General features: G+C 71.0%; 13 protein-coding genes. 8 read left to right on the forward strand and 5 right to left on the reverse strand.

Annotated features, from left to right (window positions below; genetic code table 11):
• The first annotated feature begins 62 nt into the window (after positions 1 to 62).
• The 5 genes from OZ403_RS03785 to OZ403_RS03805 all read left to right on the forward strand — a co-directional run bounded on the left by OZ403_RS03785 (position 63) and on the right by OZ403_RS03805 (position 7,336).
• A complete protein-coding gene (locus tag OZ403_RS03785; RefSeq protein ID WP_268783492.1) occupies positions 63 to 3,116 on the forward strand; it encodes a helicase-related protein in 3,054 nt (1,017 codons plus the stop codon).
• Between the two features lie 144 nt (positions 3,117 to 3,260).
• On the forward strand, positions 3,261 to 4,070 hold the full coding sequence (locus tag OZ403_RS03790) for a TadE/TadG family type IV pilus assembly protein (RefSeq protein ID WP_140787317.1): 810 nt from the start codon (positions 3,261 to 3,263) through the stop codon (positions 4,068 to 4,070).
• A complete protein-coding gene (locus OZ403_RS03795) occupies positions 4,049 to 5,587 on the forward strand; it encodes a pilus assembly protein (RefSeq protein ID WP_140787319.1) in 1,539 nt (512 codons plus the stop codon). Before OZ403_RS03790 ends, OZ403_RS03795 begins: the two co-directional genes overlap by 22 nt.
• A 1-nt stretch (position 5,588) precedes the next feature.
• Positions 5,589 to 6,539, forward strand: a complete 951-nt coding sequence (locus OZ403_RS03800; RefSeq protein WP_268783493.1) for a hypothetical protein — start codon at positions 5,589 to 5,591, stop codon at positions 6,537 to 6,539.
• Positions 6,518 to 7,336: a hypothetical protein gene (locus OZ403_RS03805; RefSeq protein ID WP_268783494.1), complete on the forward strand. Its 819-nt coding sequence runs from the start codon at positions 6,518 to 6,520 to the stop codon at positions 7,334 to 7,336. Before OZ403_RS03800 ends, OZ403_RS03805 begins: the two co-directional genes overlap by 22 nt.
• 3 nt (positions 7,337 to 7,339) lie before the next feature.
• Here the strand turns inward: OZ403_RS03805 and OZ403_RS03810 are convergent, their stop codons facing one another.
• From OZ403_RS03810 to OZ403_RS03820, 3 genes are read right to left on the reverse strand one after another with little or no spacing between them, the layout of a single operon-like run.
• The gene (locus tag OZ403_RS03810) at positions 7,340 to 7,903 is read right to left on the reverse strand and encodes a hypothetical protein (protein WP_140787326.1); all 564 of its coding nucleotides are present in this window, start codon (positions 7,901 to 7,903) and stop codon (positions 7,340 to 7,342) included.
• Positions 7,904 to 7,906: 3 nt separating this feature from the next.
• Positions 7,907 to 8,668: a hypothetical protein gene (locus OZ403_RS03815; protein ID WP_268783495.1), complete on the reverse strand. Its 762-nt coding sequence runs from the start codon at positions 8,666 to 8,668 to the stop codon at positions 7,907 to 7,909.
• A 46-nt stretch (positions 8,669 to 8,714) separates the two neighbouring features.
• Positions 8,715 to 8,939: a hypothetical protein gene (locus tag OZ403_RS03820; protein ID WP_011550870.1), complete on the reverse strand. Its 225-nt coding sequence runs from the start codon at positions 8,937 to 8,939 to the stop codon at positions 8,715 to 8,717.
• 138 nt (positions 8,940 to 9,077) lie between these two features.
• Here OZ403_RS03820 and OZ403_RS39425 point away from each other — a divergent pair, with 138 nt between their 5' ends.
• Positions 9,078 to 9,698: a hypothetical protein gene (locus OZ403_RS39425; RefSeq protein ID WP_328285502.1), complete on the forward strand. Its 621-nt coding sequence runs from the start codon at positions 9,078 to 9,080 to the stop codon at positions 9,696 to 9,698.
• A 973-nt stretch (positions 9,699 to 10,671) separates the two neighbouring features.
• Here OZ403_RS39425 and OZ403_RS03830 read toward each other — a convergent pair.
• Together OZ403_RS03830 and OZ403_RS03835 are read right to left on the reverse strand one after the other, a co-directional pair.
• The gene (locus OZ403_RS03830; protein WP_140787333.1) at positions 10,672 to 11,049 is read right to left on the reverse strand and encodes a hypothetical protein; all 378 of its coding nucleotides are present in this window, start codon (positions 11,047 to 11,049) and stop codon (positions 10,672 to 10,674) included.
• 93 nt (positions 11,050 to 11,142) lie between these two features.
• Complete coding sequence (locus OZ403_RS03835; RefSeq protein WP_140853012.1) at positions 11,143 to 12,906, reverse strand: ABC transporter ATP-binding protein; 1,764 nt, start codon at positions 12,904 to 12,906, stop codon at positions 11,143 to 11,145.
• A 158-nt stretch (positions 12,907 to 13,064) separates the two neighbouring features.
• Here OZ403_RS03835 and OZ403_RS03840 point away from each other — a divergent pair, with 158 nt between their 5' ends.
• Both OZ403_RS03840 and dnaJ read left to right on the forward strand, forming a co-directional pair.
• On the forward strand, positions 13,065 to 13,505 hold the full coding sequence (locus OZ403_RS03840) for a hypothetical protein (protein WP_140787337.1): 441 nt from the start codon (positions 13,065 to 13,067) through the stop codon (positions 13,503 to 13,505).
• Between the two features lie 168 nt (positions 13,506 to 13,673).
• Entirely contained in the window at positions 13,674 to 14,801 is a 1,128-nt protein-coding gene (gene dnaJ / locus OZ403_RS03845) for a molecular chaperone DnaJ (protein ID WP_140797195.1), read from the forward strand.
• Positions 14,802 to 14,909 lie beyond the last annotated feature (108 nt).

The raw sequence follows: 14,909 nt of genomic DNA on the forward strand, positions 1-14,909 counted from the left end.
CCGTCACGGGAGGCTGTCATGGAATGGCCTTCATCCGGACGGGGGGTTATGAGCGGACGTCCATGTCTCTCGTCGAAGGTTCGAAGGTCCGCTACCTCCCGCAGCCCGAATGGGGTGTGGGGCATCTGTTGTCGCTGCAGGAGGACGGCGCCAAGGCGCTCGTCGCCTTTCCCGCCCGGGAAGACGCCCCGGTGCTGGTGTCCACCAAGGGGGGCGCCCTGGTGCAGTACCCGCTGCCTCCGGGCGAGCCGGTCATCACCTACAAGGGCCGCCTGGCGCTGGTGGTGCGCGAGGAGCCGGGGGCGCGCGGTCTGCGCCGCTACGTGCTGCGCTACGTGGAAAACGACGAGGAGGACGAGCTCCCCGAGTCCTCGCTGCGCGCGCTGCCGCCCCGCTCCGACCTGCTGACCACCCTGCGCGAGGGCCGCGTGGGCGAGGCGCGGGCCTTCACGCTGCGCAAGCAGGCGCTGGTGCTGGACGACGAGCGCCGCTGTGACGCGCTGGGCGCGCTGCTGGCCAGCCGCATCATGGTGAAGCCGCACCAGGTGGGCGTGGTGCAGCGCGTGTTGTCCGCCAGCCGTCCGCGCTTCGTGCTGGCGGACGAGGTGGGCCTGGGCAAGACGATTGAGGCGGGCATGGTGTTCAGCGCGCTGCGCCTGTCCGGACTGGCGCGCCGCTGTCTGGTGGTGGCGCCCAGCCACCTCACCGTGCAGTGGCTGGTGGAGCTGTTCCACAAGTTCAACCAGCTCTTCACGCTGATGGATTCGGACCGCTACGCGCAGTCCCTGAAGGAAGCGCCGGAGGTGTCTCCCTGGGCGCGCTTCCCACTGGTGGTGACCAGCCTGGAGTTGCTCCAGCGCAGCGAGGAGCACCGCCGCGCGCTGGCCGGCGAGGACGCCTTCTGGGATTTGGTCATCATCGACGAGGCGCACCACCTCAAGGGCGAGCGCGCCTTCGAGGCCGCGCAGGTGCTGGCGAAGAACACGTGGGGCCTGTTGCTGCTCACCGCCACGCCCATGCAGTTGGACCCGGCGGAGTACCACGGCCTGCTCACCCTCATCGACGCGGCCACGGCGCCCTCCGTCGCGGGCTTCGAGGAGCGGCTCAAGCGTCAGGAAGAACTGTCCGCCGCGGTGCGCGCGCTGATGGAGGGTGGCAAGCCGTCCGCCGCGGTGCAGGCGCTGGCGAAGCGCTTCCCCGAGGACGCGAAACTGTCCTCGCTGAAGGACCGCGACGCGCTGCTGCAACACCTGTCGGAGACGTACAGCCTCAGTGACCGGCTGGTGCGCAACCGCCGCGCGGTGGTGGGCGGCTTCTCCACGCGCCGGCTGCACCGCCACCCGGTGACGCTGCCCGCCGAGGAGCTGAAGGTCCGCGACGCCGCGCTGGCGGTGCTCGCCGGGGCCAGCCTGCGCGGCGCGCCGCTGGGCAACGTGCTGCGCCGGCTGGAGTCCAGCCCCGCCGCCTTCGCGGGCGCGGTGCGCGCCATCCCCGTGTTCAAGGGGCATGCGGACGCGCTGCGGTTGCCGTCGCGCGACGCGAAGTTCGGCGCCTTCCTGGGCGTGCTGCGCGGCGTCTGGAAGTCGGAGCCGGCGGCGAAGGTGCTCGTCTTCACGGAGAGCCGCGACACGCTGGACGCGCTCCAGTCCGAGCTGGGCCGCGAGGGCGTGGAGGCGCTGGGCTACCACGGTGATTTGCCCCTGGTGGAGCGCGACCGGCAGGTGGCGCGCTTCCGTGACCCGGAAGGGCCCAAGGTGCTGCTGTGCACCGAAGTCGGTGGCGAGGGCCGCAACTTCCAGTTCGCGCACCACTTGGTGCACTACGACCTGCCTTGGAGCCCGGCCACGGTGGAGCAGCGCATTGGCCGCCTGGACCGAATCGGCCAGACGCACCCGGTGGAGATTCACGTCTTCGACCCGGCGGGCACGCTGGCCTCCGACGTGCTGATGCTGCTGGCGGACGCGGTGGGCGTCTTCGGCGAGACGGTGGGCGGCCTGGACGCGGTGCTGGAAGAGGTGGAGGCGCGGCTGGCCGAGCTGGCGCTGATGCCGCGCGAGGCCCGCATGGCCTACGCGCAGGAGCTGAAGGCCCGCGTGGAGGCGGCGCGCGCGCAGGTGAAGCGCGCGTATGACCCGCTCCTGGATGTGCGCAGCTTCGACCGGCCCGCGGTGGAGCGCCTGGTGAAGCGTGCGCAGGAGCGCATGGGCATCGAGGCCGACGAGGAGGACGAGGACGGCGAGGCGGAGGCGTCCGGCGTGGAGGATGGCCTGTGGGGCATCGCGCGCGACCTGGACGAGCGGCTGGAGGAGACGGTGACGGAGCTGGCGCGCCGGGTGGGCATCGGCGTGGACACCGACGAGCAGGTGGAGGCCTTCCAGGTGGCCTTCCAGTTCGGCCACGCGCTGAAGGTGGACGGGCTGCCGGGCATCGACGTGATGGAGGACCGCACGCAGCTGGGCACCTTCTGGCGCGACACCGCGGTGGAGGCGGAGGAGCTGGAGTACTTCGCCACCGGCCACCCGCTGGTGGAGGCGCTCTTCGGCTTCCTGCGAGACGGCCCCTACGGGCGCAGCGCCTTCCGCTTCATCGAGCGGCGTGGACCCCAGAAGGGACGCGGCGTGGAGCTGCTTTTCCACGCCCAGTTGCCGGAGCCAGAGGACACGTCCCCTGGCGCCCGGGTGCCCAGCCGCCAGCTGGCGCGCTTCCTGGAACGCACGCTGCTGCACGTGGCCGTGGTGGACGGCGCCGGCGGCCCCAAGGCCGACACCGCGCTGCTTCCCGCGCTGGAGACGGAAGGGCGCTCGCTCAAGGGCGACGAGGTGGCGCGCGCCTTCCCGGGCTTCGCGGACTTCGTGGACGCGGCGGTGCCCGTGGGCCAGAAGGCCGCCGAGGCGGAGCTGGCGAAGCTGGCCACCCGGGCGCGCAAGGCCATTGAAGCCGAGCGCGACGCCGCCGTGGCCCGCCTGCGCTTGTCCCTGGGACACCAGGGCCTCTCCACGGAGGCCGTGGAGGCGCAGCTGGACGCGGAGCGTAACCACTACGCCCGGCTGCTGGACGCGCTGGCGGGTGCCAAGGTGGTGCTCGACTCCGCCTGCGGCTTCGTCCTCAACCGCTGAGGCGCCCCGCCCAATGTCCGCCTGTTGACGCGCGATGTCGTGTTGCTGGGACTTCCAGAGTTTCTGCTTTTGTTCTCCTAGTGAAATCGCGCGTCTTCAGGATGGCGGGCCATTTGACCGATTCCTCAATCAACGAGAAATAGGATGGTGGAGGCTCGCATGATCCACCGAGGCACCCCACGCACACGACGTCAGTCGGGACAGGCCGCGGTGGAAGCGGCGCTGACCCTTCCGCTGGTGGTGTTCCTTGTCCTGGGGACACTGCAGCTCTTCATGATGCTCCAGGCCCGCATCCTGGCGCAGGTGGCGGCATACCGGGCGGTGCGCGCGGGCAGCATCAACCACGGCAACTGCCTGCCGATGATGCACGCGGCGCTGGTGACCATGCTGCCCACGGTGGCGCGCACGGACAGCGCGGAAAACCTGGCGGCGGCCTTTTCCCCCCGCCGTCACAACCAATTCCGGGTGCGCAGCTCCTACGGGCGCGACTTCAACGAGCCGTTGATTGAAATCGTCCGGGAGTCGCCGGATGCCGGCTGGGCGCAGGAGCTGACGGGGGGCGAGGACCTGCTCTTTGATCAGCCCACGGACAACGCGGCGGCGCTTCGGGCCCGCACGTTGGAGATACGCATGGTGGCCTGGTACTACATGCGCGTCCCCTTCGCGAACTGGGTGATGAGCCGCATGCTGCTGGCCCACTTCCGGCTCCGGCGCTACACGGCGGCCAACCCGCTGATGCCGGTGCAGCGCCGCTCCGCGTGGTGGGGCGAGACGAGCGCCACGCTGGGGCGCGACGGCTGGCCCGGCGGTGATTTGGGCACGCGCATGGTGCGCTGGAGCGACGAGGGACACTTCGTGTTCCCCATCCAGGTCAACGCGGCCATGCGAATGATGACGCCCGTCATGTCCGAGTACTTCATGGGAGGTCCCGCGTGCAATCTCCACGGCTCGTGAGGCACTCGCGGCGAGGCCAGGCGCTGGTGCTGTTCGCGCTGACGCTGCTGCTGCTGACGTTGATGGTGCTGATGACGCTGGGCTTCGGCATGCGCGCCAAGGAGCGCGTCGAAATCCAGATGGCCGCCGACGCGGCCGCCTACAGCCAGGCGGTGGCCACGGCGCGCGCCTTCAACGCCATCGCGGTGATGAACCGCGCCCAGGTGGCGCACATGGTGGCCATGGCCGGCACCCAGTCGCTCATCAGCCACAGCAGCCAGGAATACGCGGCGCACGACGTGGCCTGCCCCGGCTCCATCCCGCCGCCGGTGTGGTTCGCCGCGGACGCGGCCGCCGCCATGCAGGTGCAGCAGCTCCAGGGGCGGGCCGGCAACATGTTCCAGGCCGGGCTCAACATCTACGGCAAGCTCCTGAGCGAGCACATCGCGGAGCAGGAGCTCACCCGGCGTGTCGCGCAGGCGGTCAGCTCGGAGCTCCGCGCGCCGCCCGAGGGCGCGGCCAAGAGCTTCTCCGAGCTCAATGGGGGCAACGACGTCCCGGAGCGCGACGCCGTCATCCAGTCCATCAAGGCGGGCACCTATGGCTGCGGCGTGGGAGACGGAGCGCTCTGCCCTTCGGGCGGCGGCACCCCCGCGCTCAACGCCACCATGGGGAGCATGGGGTGGACGTGGGTCCACAACCGTCCGGGAGGCACCGCCGGTTTCGGCACCGGCGGCGCCGCCATCTCCACCAGCTTCCGCCGCTACGGCTCGGTGTCGCAGATGGACCCCGCGTCGTACCACACCGTGTCGGGCCGCAACTCGACGGCGCATGACCACGGGCGCGTCGTCATCCCCACGCGCTGCACCAGAGCGCCGACGCTTCCACCCATCGCGACGGATGCATGGGTGATGTCCGACGAGGAGCAGACGCACGAGGACCAGCACGTCTACGGCGCGCGTATGCCCCCGGGCCAGGCGCCGGAGGACGGCAAGCCGCCCTACGAAACGCACACGCTGGGCGCGTGCGTCGTGTGCCCCGGCATCTGGCCCTACTCCGTTGGCTACAACGTGGACGAACTGCACGCCGGCGCGTCCAACCACTATGGCCAGCCCAAGCTGTACAGCATGCTGTACCGGGACTACGCGAGCGCGGAGCGCCAGGCCCGTCCGGACCCGTGGAACCTCTTCTTCCGCTTCCGCTTCGCGGGGACCGAAACAGAGTTCGACAACAGCAGTCCGCTGGGCCGCATTCGCCCCACGGGCCGCGAGGACGTGCACCGCAACCAGGTGGCCCTCTCCGCCGGCATGGTCTACTACCACCGACCCCGGCCCGCGGCGCAGGGCGGCGGCTGGCGCGAGCCTCCCAACTTCCTCAACCCCTTCTGGCGCGCCACGCTGGTGAGCGCGGAGGGCGCCCGGGATGACCGGCCCGCGGACAGCCTGTCCGCCGCGGGCTTCGCCGGACACGCGCGGGCACTGCGCGAACTGCACTCCGTGGGCTACCGGGGCGGTGGCCCTGGCGACAGGGGCTACTGACATGCGGGCTCGCCACGCACGAGGCCAGTCGCTGGTGGAGACGGCGCTGGGGACGATGGTGTTCGTCACCATCCTGCTGTTCGGCATCTACTTCGCCGAGGTGGGCGCGCTGACGCTCAAGGTGCAGGAGGCCGCCAACTTCGCGATGTGGAACGCCACCGGCCGGGTGATGCACGACCCGCAGGACAATGAGTGGGGCCGACGGGGCACGGTGCTCGCCGCCGAGGCGGAGGCCAACGGCCGCTACTCGGACTTCGACGGACGTCAGCGCATGGGCCGCACGGGCGTGGCCGTCCAGCAGGCCATTGCCCGCGCGCAGCCCATCCAGGTGGATTGCCGCCCGGAGCTGCCGGGCACCGTGCGCGGCCTCTCCATGGCGGATGCCGACCCGGACCTCGCCGGCACCATCGCCATGGGGACGCAGGGCATGGGGTGCACCGCGTCCTCGAGCATTCGCGGCGTCCGGATTGGCCGCTATCTGGAGAATGGCCGGGAGGGGTTCTTCAAGGTGTCCCAGCGCCGGGCCGCTGATGCCTTCACGGTGTGCGCCGCCGGGCGTGCCTCGGGCGGCCGCTGCACGGCGCGCTTCGGCATGCTGCTGGATGACTGGGGGCTGGGCGGCGTGGAGGAGGGCCGGGCCTGCGCGCTCAACATCAACGGCGCGCGCCGGTGCGCCAACCCGGACTACTACGAGTGGGCGCAGCGCGTGTACCGGGCCAACGGTGCGGGTGGCAACGACGGCTCCGCGCTGGCGGCGCTGACCGGCGCGGCTGGCGTCAACGAGGACCAGTTCTTCATGAGCTTCCGTGGCGAGGAGAACAACTACGAGGAGAACCTCGGCTCCACGCACGCCGGCGGCCAGACGCGCTGGGAGGTGACGCCCTTCGACGCGCCCAACATCCGCTCGCACAACGTGGGCCGGGTGAACCATTGGCTCGGGGTGCCGCGGTGACGTGGCGCCGGGGGCTGCTCGTCACGGCGTGCCTGCTCGGCGCGGCGCCGGTGGTGGCCCAGGGCACGGCGGCGAAGGCACCCGTGGCTGCACGGGGCTCGGCAAGCAAGGCACCCGCCGCGTCTCCGGCGCAGCCCGATGCTTCCGCGCGGCCGCGCTTCGCCTGGCCCCGCGTGCAGGTCATCGACACCGTCGAGTCGAATGAAATCGTCGAGGCAGGGGGCATCCCCGTCGCGCTGCGCGCCGTGCACGCGAAGGAGCGGATGGATGACCTGGTGCAGCGCTTCGCGGACGCCTTCATCCAGGCGGGCCTGCACCTGCCACCGGGCCATGAGCAGCCGCAGCTCGCCAGCGGCGCGGTGATGCTCACCGCCATCGACGGCCACCGGGGCATCACCTACACCGTCATCTTCCAGCCGCAGCCGGACCGCACCACGAAGATGTACCTCGGTGAGGCCAATCACGCCCTGCGCAGGGACCCGGCGGCGGCGGGGGACTTCGCGCCCATGCCGCCCCAGGCCAGCCAGGTGCTGCGCGTCAACAGCGAGAGCTCACGGACGCTTGCCTTCCATGTCCCCCTGTCTGGCGAGGCCGTGGACGCCTTCTACGCCCAGGCGCTCACGCGCGCGGGCTGGAGGCTGGAGGAAGGGGAGACGTCCTTCTACGTGCGCGCGGGCGAGGAGCTGCGCGTGGTCCACGAGTCGGGCGAGGCCAACCAGCGGGCCGTGGTGCTGGTGTACCGCGGCGGACGGAGCGTGCCACCGCCGCCGCCCGGGCCCGCCGCCGTCGTGCGCTGAAGCTCAGGCGCGCAGCTTCTCGCGCAGCGCCTTGGCGCGGCCCTGCATGTCCGGATCCATGCTCGTCAGCTCAACGGACTTCAGGCGCTGGTCCAGGCTCTGCGGCACCTTGGTCTTCAGCTTGCCTTCCTCTCCGAGGACCTCCAGCTTCGCCAGCGCCTTGTCGACGATGCGCTCGCGCGGGTGGTCCAGCAGGCTGTCGAGGAAGTACGCGTCCTCGGGCAGCTCCGGGTACTTCTCCAGGTAGTCCACCACGGCCTTCACCCAGTCGGCGCGCGTCTCGGACTCCGTCACTTTCTGCATGGCCTGCTTCTGGGCCTTGCGCTTGCCTTCGGGGTCGAACGTCTTCGCCAGCCCTTCAGGCAGCTCGCCGCCGGTGAAGAGCGCGTCCGCGGCGGCCTTGTACTTCTGGTAGCTCGCGCTGCGCTCCAGCTTCTGCTGCGCGGGGTCGTCCTGGCGGGAGGTGTACTTGCTGCCCTTGCCGCGCCCCGCGTCGATTTCGCGCCAGCTCTTGCTTCGCTTGCCGGAGAAGCCGCCGCCGCCGTTGTCGTCCCTGTCCTTGGCCATCCTTCATCTCTCCTTGCGAGCGCCCCACAGCGCCGCCAGTCCGCGATGGACGAGGCGCCGCACCACCTCCAGTTCCTGGGAGGACAGGGGCTGCTCCTCGTCCTGCTCCGCCTCGAAGAGCGCCTCGTCCGCGTAGTCCTTCAGCGGCTGAGGCACTGGCGGGGCATCCGTGTCCGCCTCCAGCACCGCCGGCTTGATGGACGTGAGTCCCGGCGGCCAGCCCAGCTCCAGCATGGCGTACAGCTCGAGGAGCAGGTGGCGGGCGACGCCATATCCTTCGTCCGTGAGCGCCGCCGCGTCAAGCGCGCCCAGCAGCGCGTCCTGCCGGTTTTCGAAGGCATGGGTGAAGCGCGTGCGCGTCTTCTCGTCGTCCTCCAGGTAACGCCAGGCGGCCTCCACGAATTCGCCCGAGGGCGTCCCCGGGTGGAAGGGCGCGGGCGCGGGGGCCTTCACCTTCTTCGGGCGGGGCGGGCGGGCCTCGTCTTCCAGCCGCACGTGCTTTCCCTCCGCCACCAAATCCCAGAGGCCCAGCAGGTTCTGGTACAGGCGCCGGGCGATTTCGGGGGAGGGGAAGCGCGGCTCCTCGTCGAACAGCGCGGGGATGACGTCGCTGGGCGGCGTGCCATTGGCGCGGGCGTCCCGCATGCGTTCGAGGACCTGGGCGCTGTCCAGCCCGCTGCCGGCCAGGTCCAGCAGGCCGTCGAGCGTCTGGGCGCCCTCGAAGTGGCGTTGGAAGTCATCACCTCTGTCGCGGGAGCGGCTCATGTGGGCGGGCACGCTAAGCACAGCGGGCGGGCGGGCGCACGCGGCTTCATGACTCGCCGGGCCATTCGCCCATCAGTTCGTCCTGGCGCTCCTTGGGATTGGAGGTCCACGCGTAGTCTTCCGGGACGTGGCCGCCTCCGTGCGCGGCCCAGCCATCCCAGCTCACCTGCGCCTTCATGAAGGCGTCGGTGGGTTCGTCAGTGACCTCGGGGCGGTTGGCAGGGACCTCGAAGGGCGTCTCGATGGGCTCATCAGGAAGGGTGATGGCCATGGCTCAATCCTCCTGGTGTGAACAGTAGGGAGGCTCCGGGTGCGAGAGGAGCGGGGCTGCCAGGCAGACGAGCAGCGGGTCGTCTTCCGTTTCGGGACCTTCGCACCTAGTCTCCGTTCACAAATGGCAGAAACCTCCGTGGAAACGTTGAAGACCGCGGTGCAGGCGCTCTACCGCGTCCACGCGGTGGAAGGCCCGCCCGGCGAGAATGGGCTGCGCACCGTCTGGCATCTGTGCCCGGACGGCGCGGAGCTGATGTCCCTGGTGGATTCAGAGGGGCGCGTGCGCCGGCAGGAGCTCACGCTGCTGGAGGACCACTATGTGTGGGCCAGCGGTGAGGGCGTGCGCACCGGCTACCTGGAGCGCGGCGGCGGCAAGCCCACGGCCGCGGCGGTGGTCCAGACGGACCCGGAGCTCGTGCCGCAGCGGCTGATGCGCGCCGCGCTCGCCATGGGCACGTACACGGGACAGGACCGCTACCTGCTCCACATGCAGCGGGTGCTGGCGCTGGCACGCGAGGGCCTGGAGATGAAGGGCGGCCTTACCCGTCCCTCGGAGCCCACGCTGCCCGCCGTGGAGGCGCCAGTCGTGACGACGGCTCAGGCCGCCGTCTTCGACGTGCCGCCCGCTGCGGTGGCGGTGGTGGAGGAGGTCACGCCTCCGGTGGTGCGGCCCGGTGAGGGCATGACGATGCTGCTGGTGCTCGCCCTGGGGTTGCTGGTGGGGTTCGGGATGCTGGCGTTCATCTTGATGGGCTGAGCGGGGCTCACGTCTCCGGAGGGCGGCTGCGGCATGCTCCCCGAGGGGCTCTCGCCGTGTTCGGCGGGAATGGCCACGGGCGCGTGTTCCGTGGCGGAGCTCACCGGGTGCGCATCCAGCACCAGCAGCACGGCCACCGCGGTAGCGGGCACCAGCCGGGCGGACCAGCCCAGCGGCGTGTGGGAGTCTTCTCCGGCGCGCCGGGCCATCAGCGTCAGCCCCAGCACCGTCAGCACCCCGGTGCACGTCCACCGCAGCGCGCGCAGGTTCGCCGTCGCGGCGAGCCCCGTGGCGATCAACTCCGAGCGCTCCGCGTCCGGCATCCGCGCCAGGCTGGTGAGGAAGCTCAGCAGGTGGCGGGCCTCGAGCGCGCCCACCATGGCCACCGAGGCCAGGGACGCGGAGACGCCGCTGGCCAGCAGCAGTCCGCGGTTGCGGGGGGCCGCGGCCTCCCGGAAGCCCGTGGGGCCGAAGTGCGCCAGCGCCAGTCCCAGCGCCAGTCCCAGCAGCAGCGCGGTGCTCGTCCAGGCGCCCAGCAGCCGCGGCGCCATGGCCTCTCCCGTACTGGTCGCCAGCACCAGGCCCGCCTCCACCGTGTCCAGCCGGGGCAGGGACACCAGCACCCGGTCCATCAGGACCTCGGTGCCCATCAACCCCAGCATCCACGGCAAGGTGGCGAGCCCCAGCATCGCGGACAAGGGCACCCGCCGATCCATCCCGGAGCTGACCAGCGCCAGGGACAGCAGCGGCACCTCCAGCGCCAGCGCCATCGCCACCAGCGCGGCGAATGGCCCGGCCGCCTGGAGCGCGTGCGACACGCCGGCCATCCCCTCCAGCAGGGGACCCAGTGTGAAGCACCACACGAACACTGTGATGGGCACGGCCAGCGCCACGGCCAGGCCGGGCGCGAGACGAAGCCGGAGCGGAACGAGCATTTCAGGAGAGAGTAGTCTCTCCGGTTAAGCCTGTGAAATTAGACCGGGGGACGACCCACGAGCCAGTAGATGACGCTCGCCAGCACCCCTGCGACAGGAGAGACGAGCACACCCAGCAGGTAGAGCTTGGGACACCCGCCGCCGCTGCAGCCGATGCGGCCGTAGGCGAGGACGCCGGCCAGCAGCAGGGGGACGTGCATGCCCATGAGGAAGACGCCCACGCCGCGCAGCACGAGCCCGCGGTACCAGGTGCGTGTCCACAACCGGAAGACGACGGGGAGCAGCAGCAGCGTCAGGGTGGCCGCGGTGGCCAGGGTTCCTTGCTGAGCCGACACCGCCACACACGCCAGGGCCGCGAGCGCCAGGGCGGGGACGAGCAGCAGGGCGTTGAGGGACAGGGGCTCCCGGGGACGCATTGAAGTCAGCCAAGGACGCTGGCAGAGCGACGGTGGGGGTGCAAGGACGGAAGCGGGCGGGGTGTCCGGCATCAGCCAGGGCCGCGCGCCGCTTCACGCCGCGACAGCGCCTTCGCCCAGGAGCTGCGTGTACCGGCCCCGCAGGGCGAGCAGCTGCGCGTGGGTGCCGGCCTCCACCACGCGGCCGGCCTCCACCACGGCAATCAGGTCCGCGTCACGCACCGTGGACAGCCGGTGCGCGATGACGAGCACCGTGCGCCCCTTCATCAGGGCCACCAGGCCTTCTCCCACCGCGGCCTCGCTCGCCGCGTCGAGCGCGCTGGTGGGCTCGTCCAGCAGCAGCAGCGATGGGCGGCACAGGAAGGCCCGCGCCAGCACCAGCCGCTGCCGCTGTCCGCCGGACAACCGGCCGCCGCGCTCGCCCACCAGCTCATCCAGGCCGCCGGGAAGCGAGCGGACGAAGTCGTCCGCGTGCGCCAGCCGCAGCGCTTCCCACAGCTCCTCGTCCGTCGCCTCGGGCCGGCCCAGGCGGAGGTTGTGCCGCACGGTGCCGGAGAAGAGCACCGGCTCCTGGGGCACCCACGCCACCTGGCCGCGCACGCTGGACGGCTGGAGCGCCGTCAGCGGCGCCCCGTCCCACAGCACCTGTCCGCCCGACGTGGGCAAGAAGCCCAGCAGCACGGAGAACAGCGTCGTCTTGCCCGCTCCGGAGGGCCCCACCAGCGCCACGCGCGCGCCAGCGGGTACCACCAGGTCCACCCCGCGCAGCGCCTCGCGCCCGTCCGCGTAGGTGGCCCGCACGCCTTCCAGCCTCAGCTCGCGCGACAGCGGCCCGGCGGCGTCACCCACGTCCGGCGCGGACGGCTCGTCCGCCATGGCGAAGAGGCGCTCCGCGGCGGCCATGCCCGTCAGCACCTGCGACAGCGTGCCGCTGAGCGACTTCACGGGCTGGTACAGCAGCAACGCGGCGGCCATGAAGGAGAGCAGCCGCCCCGCCAACGCAGGGTCCGCCGCCACCGCGCGCGCGCCCCAGGCCACCGCCATGGCCACGCCGGCGATGCCCAGCAGCTCCACCGTGGGGCTCACCGCGCCGCGGAGGAAGAGCGAGCGGCGCATCTCCCCCAGGTACTTGTCCGCCTCCACCTCGAAGGCCTCCAGCGCCCGCGGCTGCCCGCGGAAGGCCTGCACCACGGGCAGGTTCTGGAGTTGCTCGGCGGTGAGCGCCGTCAGCGAGCCCAGCCGCTCCTGCGAGCGCGCGGCCACCTTCTTCAGCGAGCGCGCGAAGCGGTTGATGGGCAGCACCGTCACCGGCACCACCACGAAGGTGAAGAGGAACAGCGTCTTGTCGATGAGGAAGCAGGTGGCGAGCAGCGCGATGATTTGCAGCCCGTCCTTCACGTAGGACGTGAGCGCCTGCGTCACGGAGAACTCGACCAGGGGCACGTCCGCGGTGAAGCGCGCCAGCAGTTCGCCGGAGTGCCGCCGCTCGAAGAACGCGGGCGGTTGGCCGAGCAGCCGTCCGTAGAGGAACCCGCGCAGGTCCGCCATCACGCGCTGCCCCAGCCGCTGCATCAGCCCGCCCTGGAGGAACTGCGCGGTGGCCTTCACGATGGCCACGGCCACGACGAGCAGGGGCAGCCGCTTGAGCAGGGCGTCTCCCGGCAGGGATACCCCGGCGACGGTGACGGGCTCGTGGGTGAGCAGCGCGCGCAGCAGGGGGCCCACCACCCAGGCATAGGCGGACGTGGCGATGGCCGCGGCCACCGACGCGCCTACACCCGCGGCGAGCAGCAGCCGGTACGGGCGGAGGTAGCCGAGGAGCCGACGATAGACGTGAGGAGAAGGACGGGGAGCCACTGTTCGGCGGCGGACTCTGTCACTGAGTCGCCAGAAGGTCCAAGGCTACCGGGTTTCGGGGGCTGGTGCCCTGTTGGCTGCCCTGCCACCGGGCGCTTGCGGCGCCCGGGCCAGTTCCATTGCCCACCTTCAACCCTGCGGACAGGTTCAGGGGAGCCATGGAAACCAATAACGAAAAAGAGGCCCTGTTCAATCCGGGCTGTGAGCCGGTGGTGGAGGACGAGGAGCGCCGGCGGCTCCTGTGGCTGATGGCCGAGTACTTCCGCACCATCGGTTACACGGACATCAAGGCGCGCCTCCCCGGGTTCATGCCTCCTCCCATCCTGTCGGGGACCATCGAGGACCATCGCCCCGACTTCACCTGCAGGCAGTCGGATTCGGCTCGCACGCCCATCATCCTGGAAATCGTCACCCCGCACATGGTGGACGACCCCACGGCGGAGAACCGCTGGAGCCTCCTGGCCAGCGCCGCGAAGCTGTACAACGCGGAGCTCCACTTCGTGGTGCCCAAGTGGGCCGCTACGGGCGCGGTGGACCCGGGACTCAAACGCAGGCTGGCCCGGATGGAGCTGACGGCCAACCGCGTGTGGACCGTCTGACGGCTCCCTCTCTTCCCGCCACGCCACCCGCCCGGATGCCCGCCCGGCGCCGGGTGGGCGCGGGCGGCGCGTGTCCCCACTGGATTGCCGGTGCGTTTCGCTGCGTTATAGTGACTCGAGATTTTACGCAGCGCAGAAAAGCACAGCAAATTCCAGGGGTTGTAATCAATGTCAGCGGCGGCGGGTCAGAAACGCGACTACTACGAGGTCCTGGGCGTCCAGAAGTCTGTCTCCGCGCAGGAGCTCAAGAGCGCGTTCCGCAAGGTGGCGCTGCAGTACCACCCGGATCGCAATCCGGGGAACTCGGACGCCGAGGAGAAGTTCAAGGAGGCCTCGGAAGCCTACGAGGTGCTGAGCGACCCTGAACGGCGGGCGAAGTACGACCGCTTCGGGCACGCGGGCAACCCCTTCGACGGCTTTGGTGGCGCCGGGGGCGGGTTCCAGGGCGTCAACATCAACGACATCTTCGGCGAGATTTTCGGCGACATCTTCGGCGGTGGCCGGGGTGGGCGGCGGACGAGCTCGCGTGGCGCGGACCTGCGCTACAACCTGGAAATCACCTTCGAGGAAGCGGCCTTCGGCTGCCGGCCCAAGGTGACCATTCCCCGGCCGAAGAAGTGCGAGACCTGCTCCGGCTCCGGCAGCAAGAGCAACACCGGGCCCCGGCCCTGCTCGGCGTGCGGCGGCAGCGGCGAGCTGCGCTACACCCAGGGCTTCTTCGCGGTGTCCCGGCCCTGTGGTGACTGCGGCGGCACGGGCGCGGTGGTGCCGGACCCGTGCACGCGCTGCAAGGGCTCGGGCAAGGTGCCCTCCGAGGAGGTCATCGAGGTGGCCATCCCCGGCGGCGTGGACAACGGCACGCGCGTGCGGCTGTCCGGCATGGGCGAACCGGGAGACCGGGGCGGTCCGCCGGGTGACCTCTACGTCACCGTCATCGTGAAGGAGCACCCGCTCTTCCAGCGCGAGGAGTACGAGGTCTTCTGCGAGGTGCCCATCTCCTTCACGCAGGCGGCGCTGGGCGCGAAAATCGACGTCCCCACGCTGGACGGCAAGGTGAAGATGACCGTCCCCAGCGGCACCCAGTCCGGCAAGGTGTTCCGGCTCAAGGGCAAGGGCATCCCCCACCTGCACAGCCAGCAGCGGGGAGACCAGCACGTGCGCGTCGTGGTGGAGACGCCCACCGAGCTGTCGTCGAAGCAGCGCGAGCTGCTGGAGAAGTTCGCGGAGGCCTCCGGCGAGGAGTCTCACCCGCAGTCGAAGAGCTTCTTCGCCAAGGTGAAGGAGCTGTTCGGCTGACGACGGTTGCGGGCGCGGGGCCGCGATAGCGCGGCTTCCGTGCCGCGCCTGGTGGGCAGGCGGGCGCCGCGGCGCGGCAGGCCGCCGTGGGCACGGGCACTGCAGAAC

The organism is Myxococcus sp. NMCA1 (genome assembly GCF_026810205.1).
Classification (GTDB): Bacteria; Myxococcota; Myxococcia; order Myxococcales; family Myxococcaceae; genus Myxococcus; species Myxococcus xanthus_A.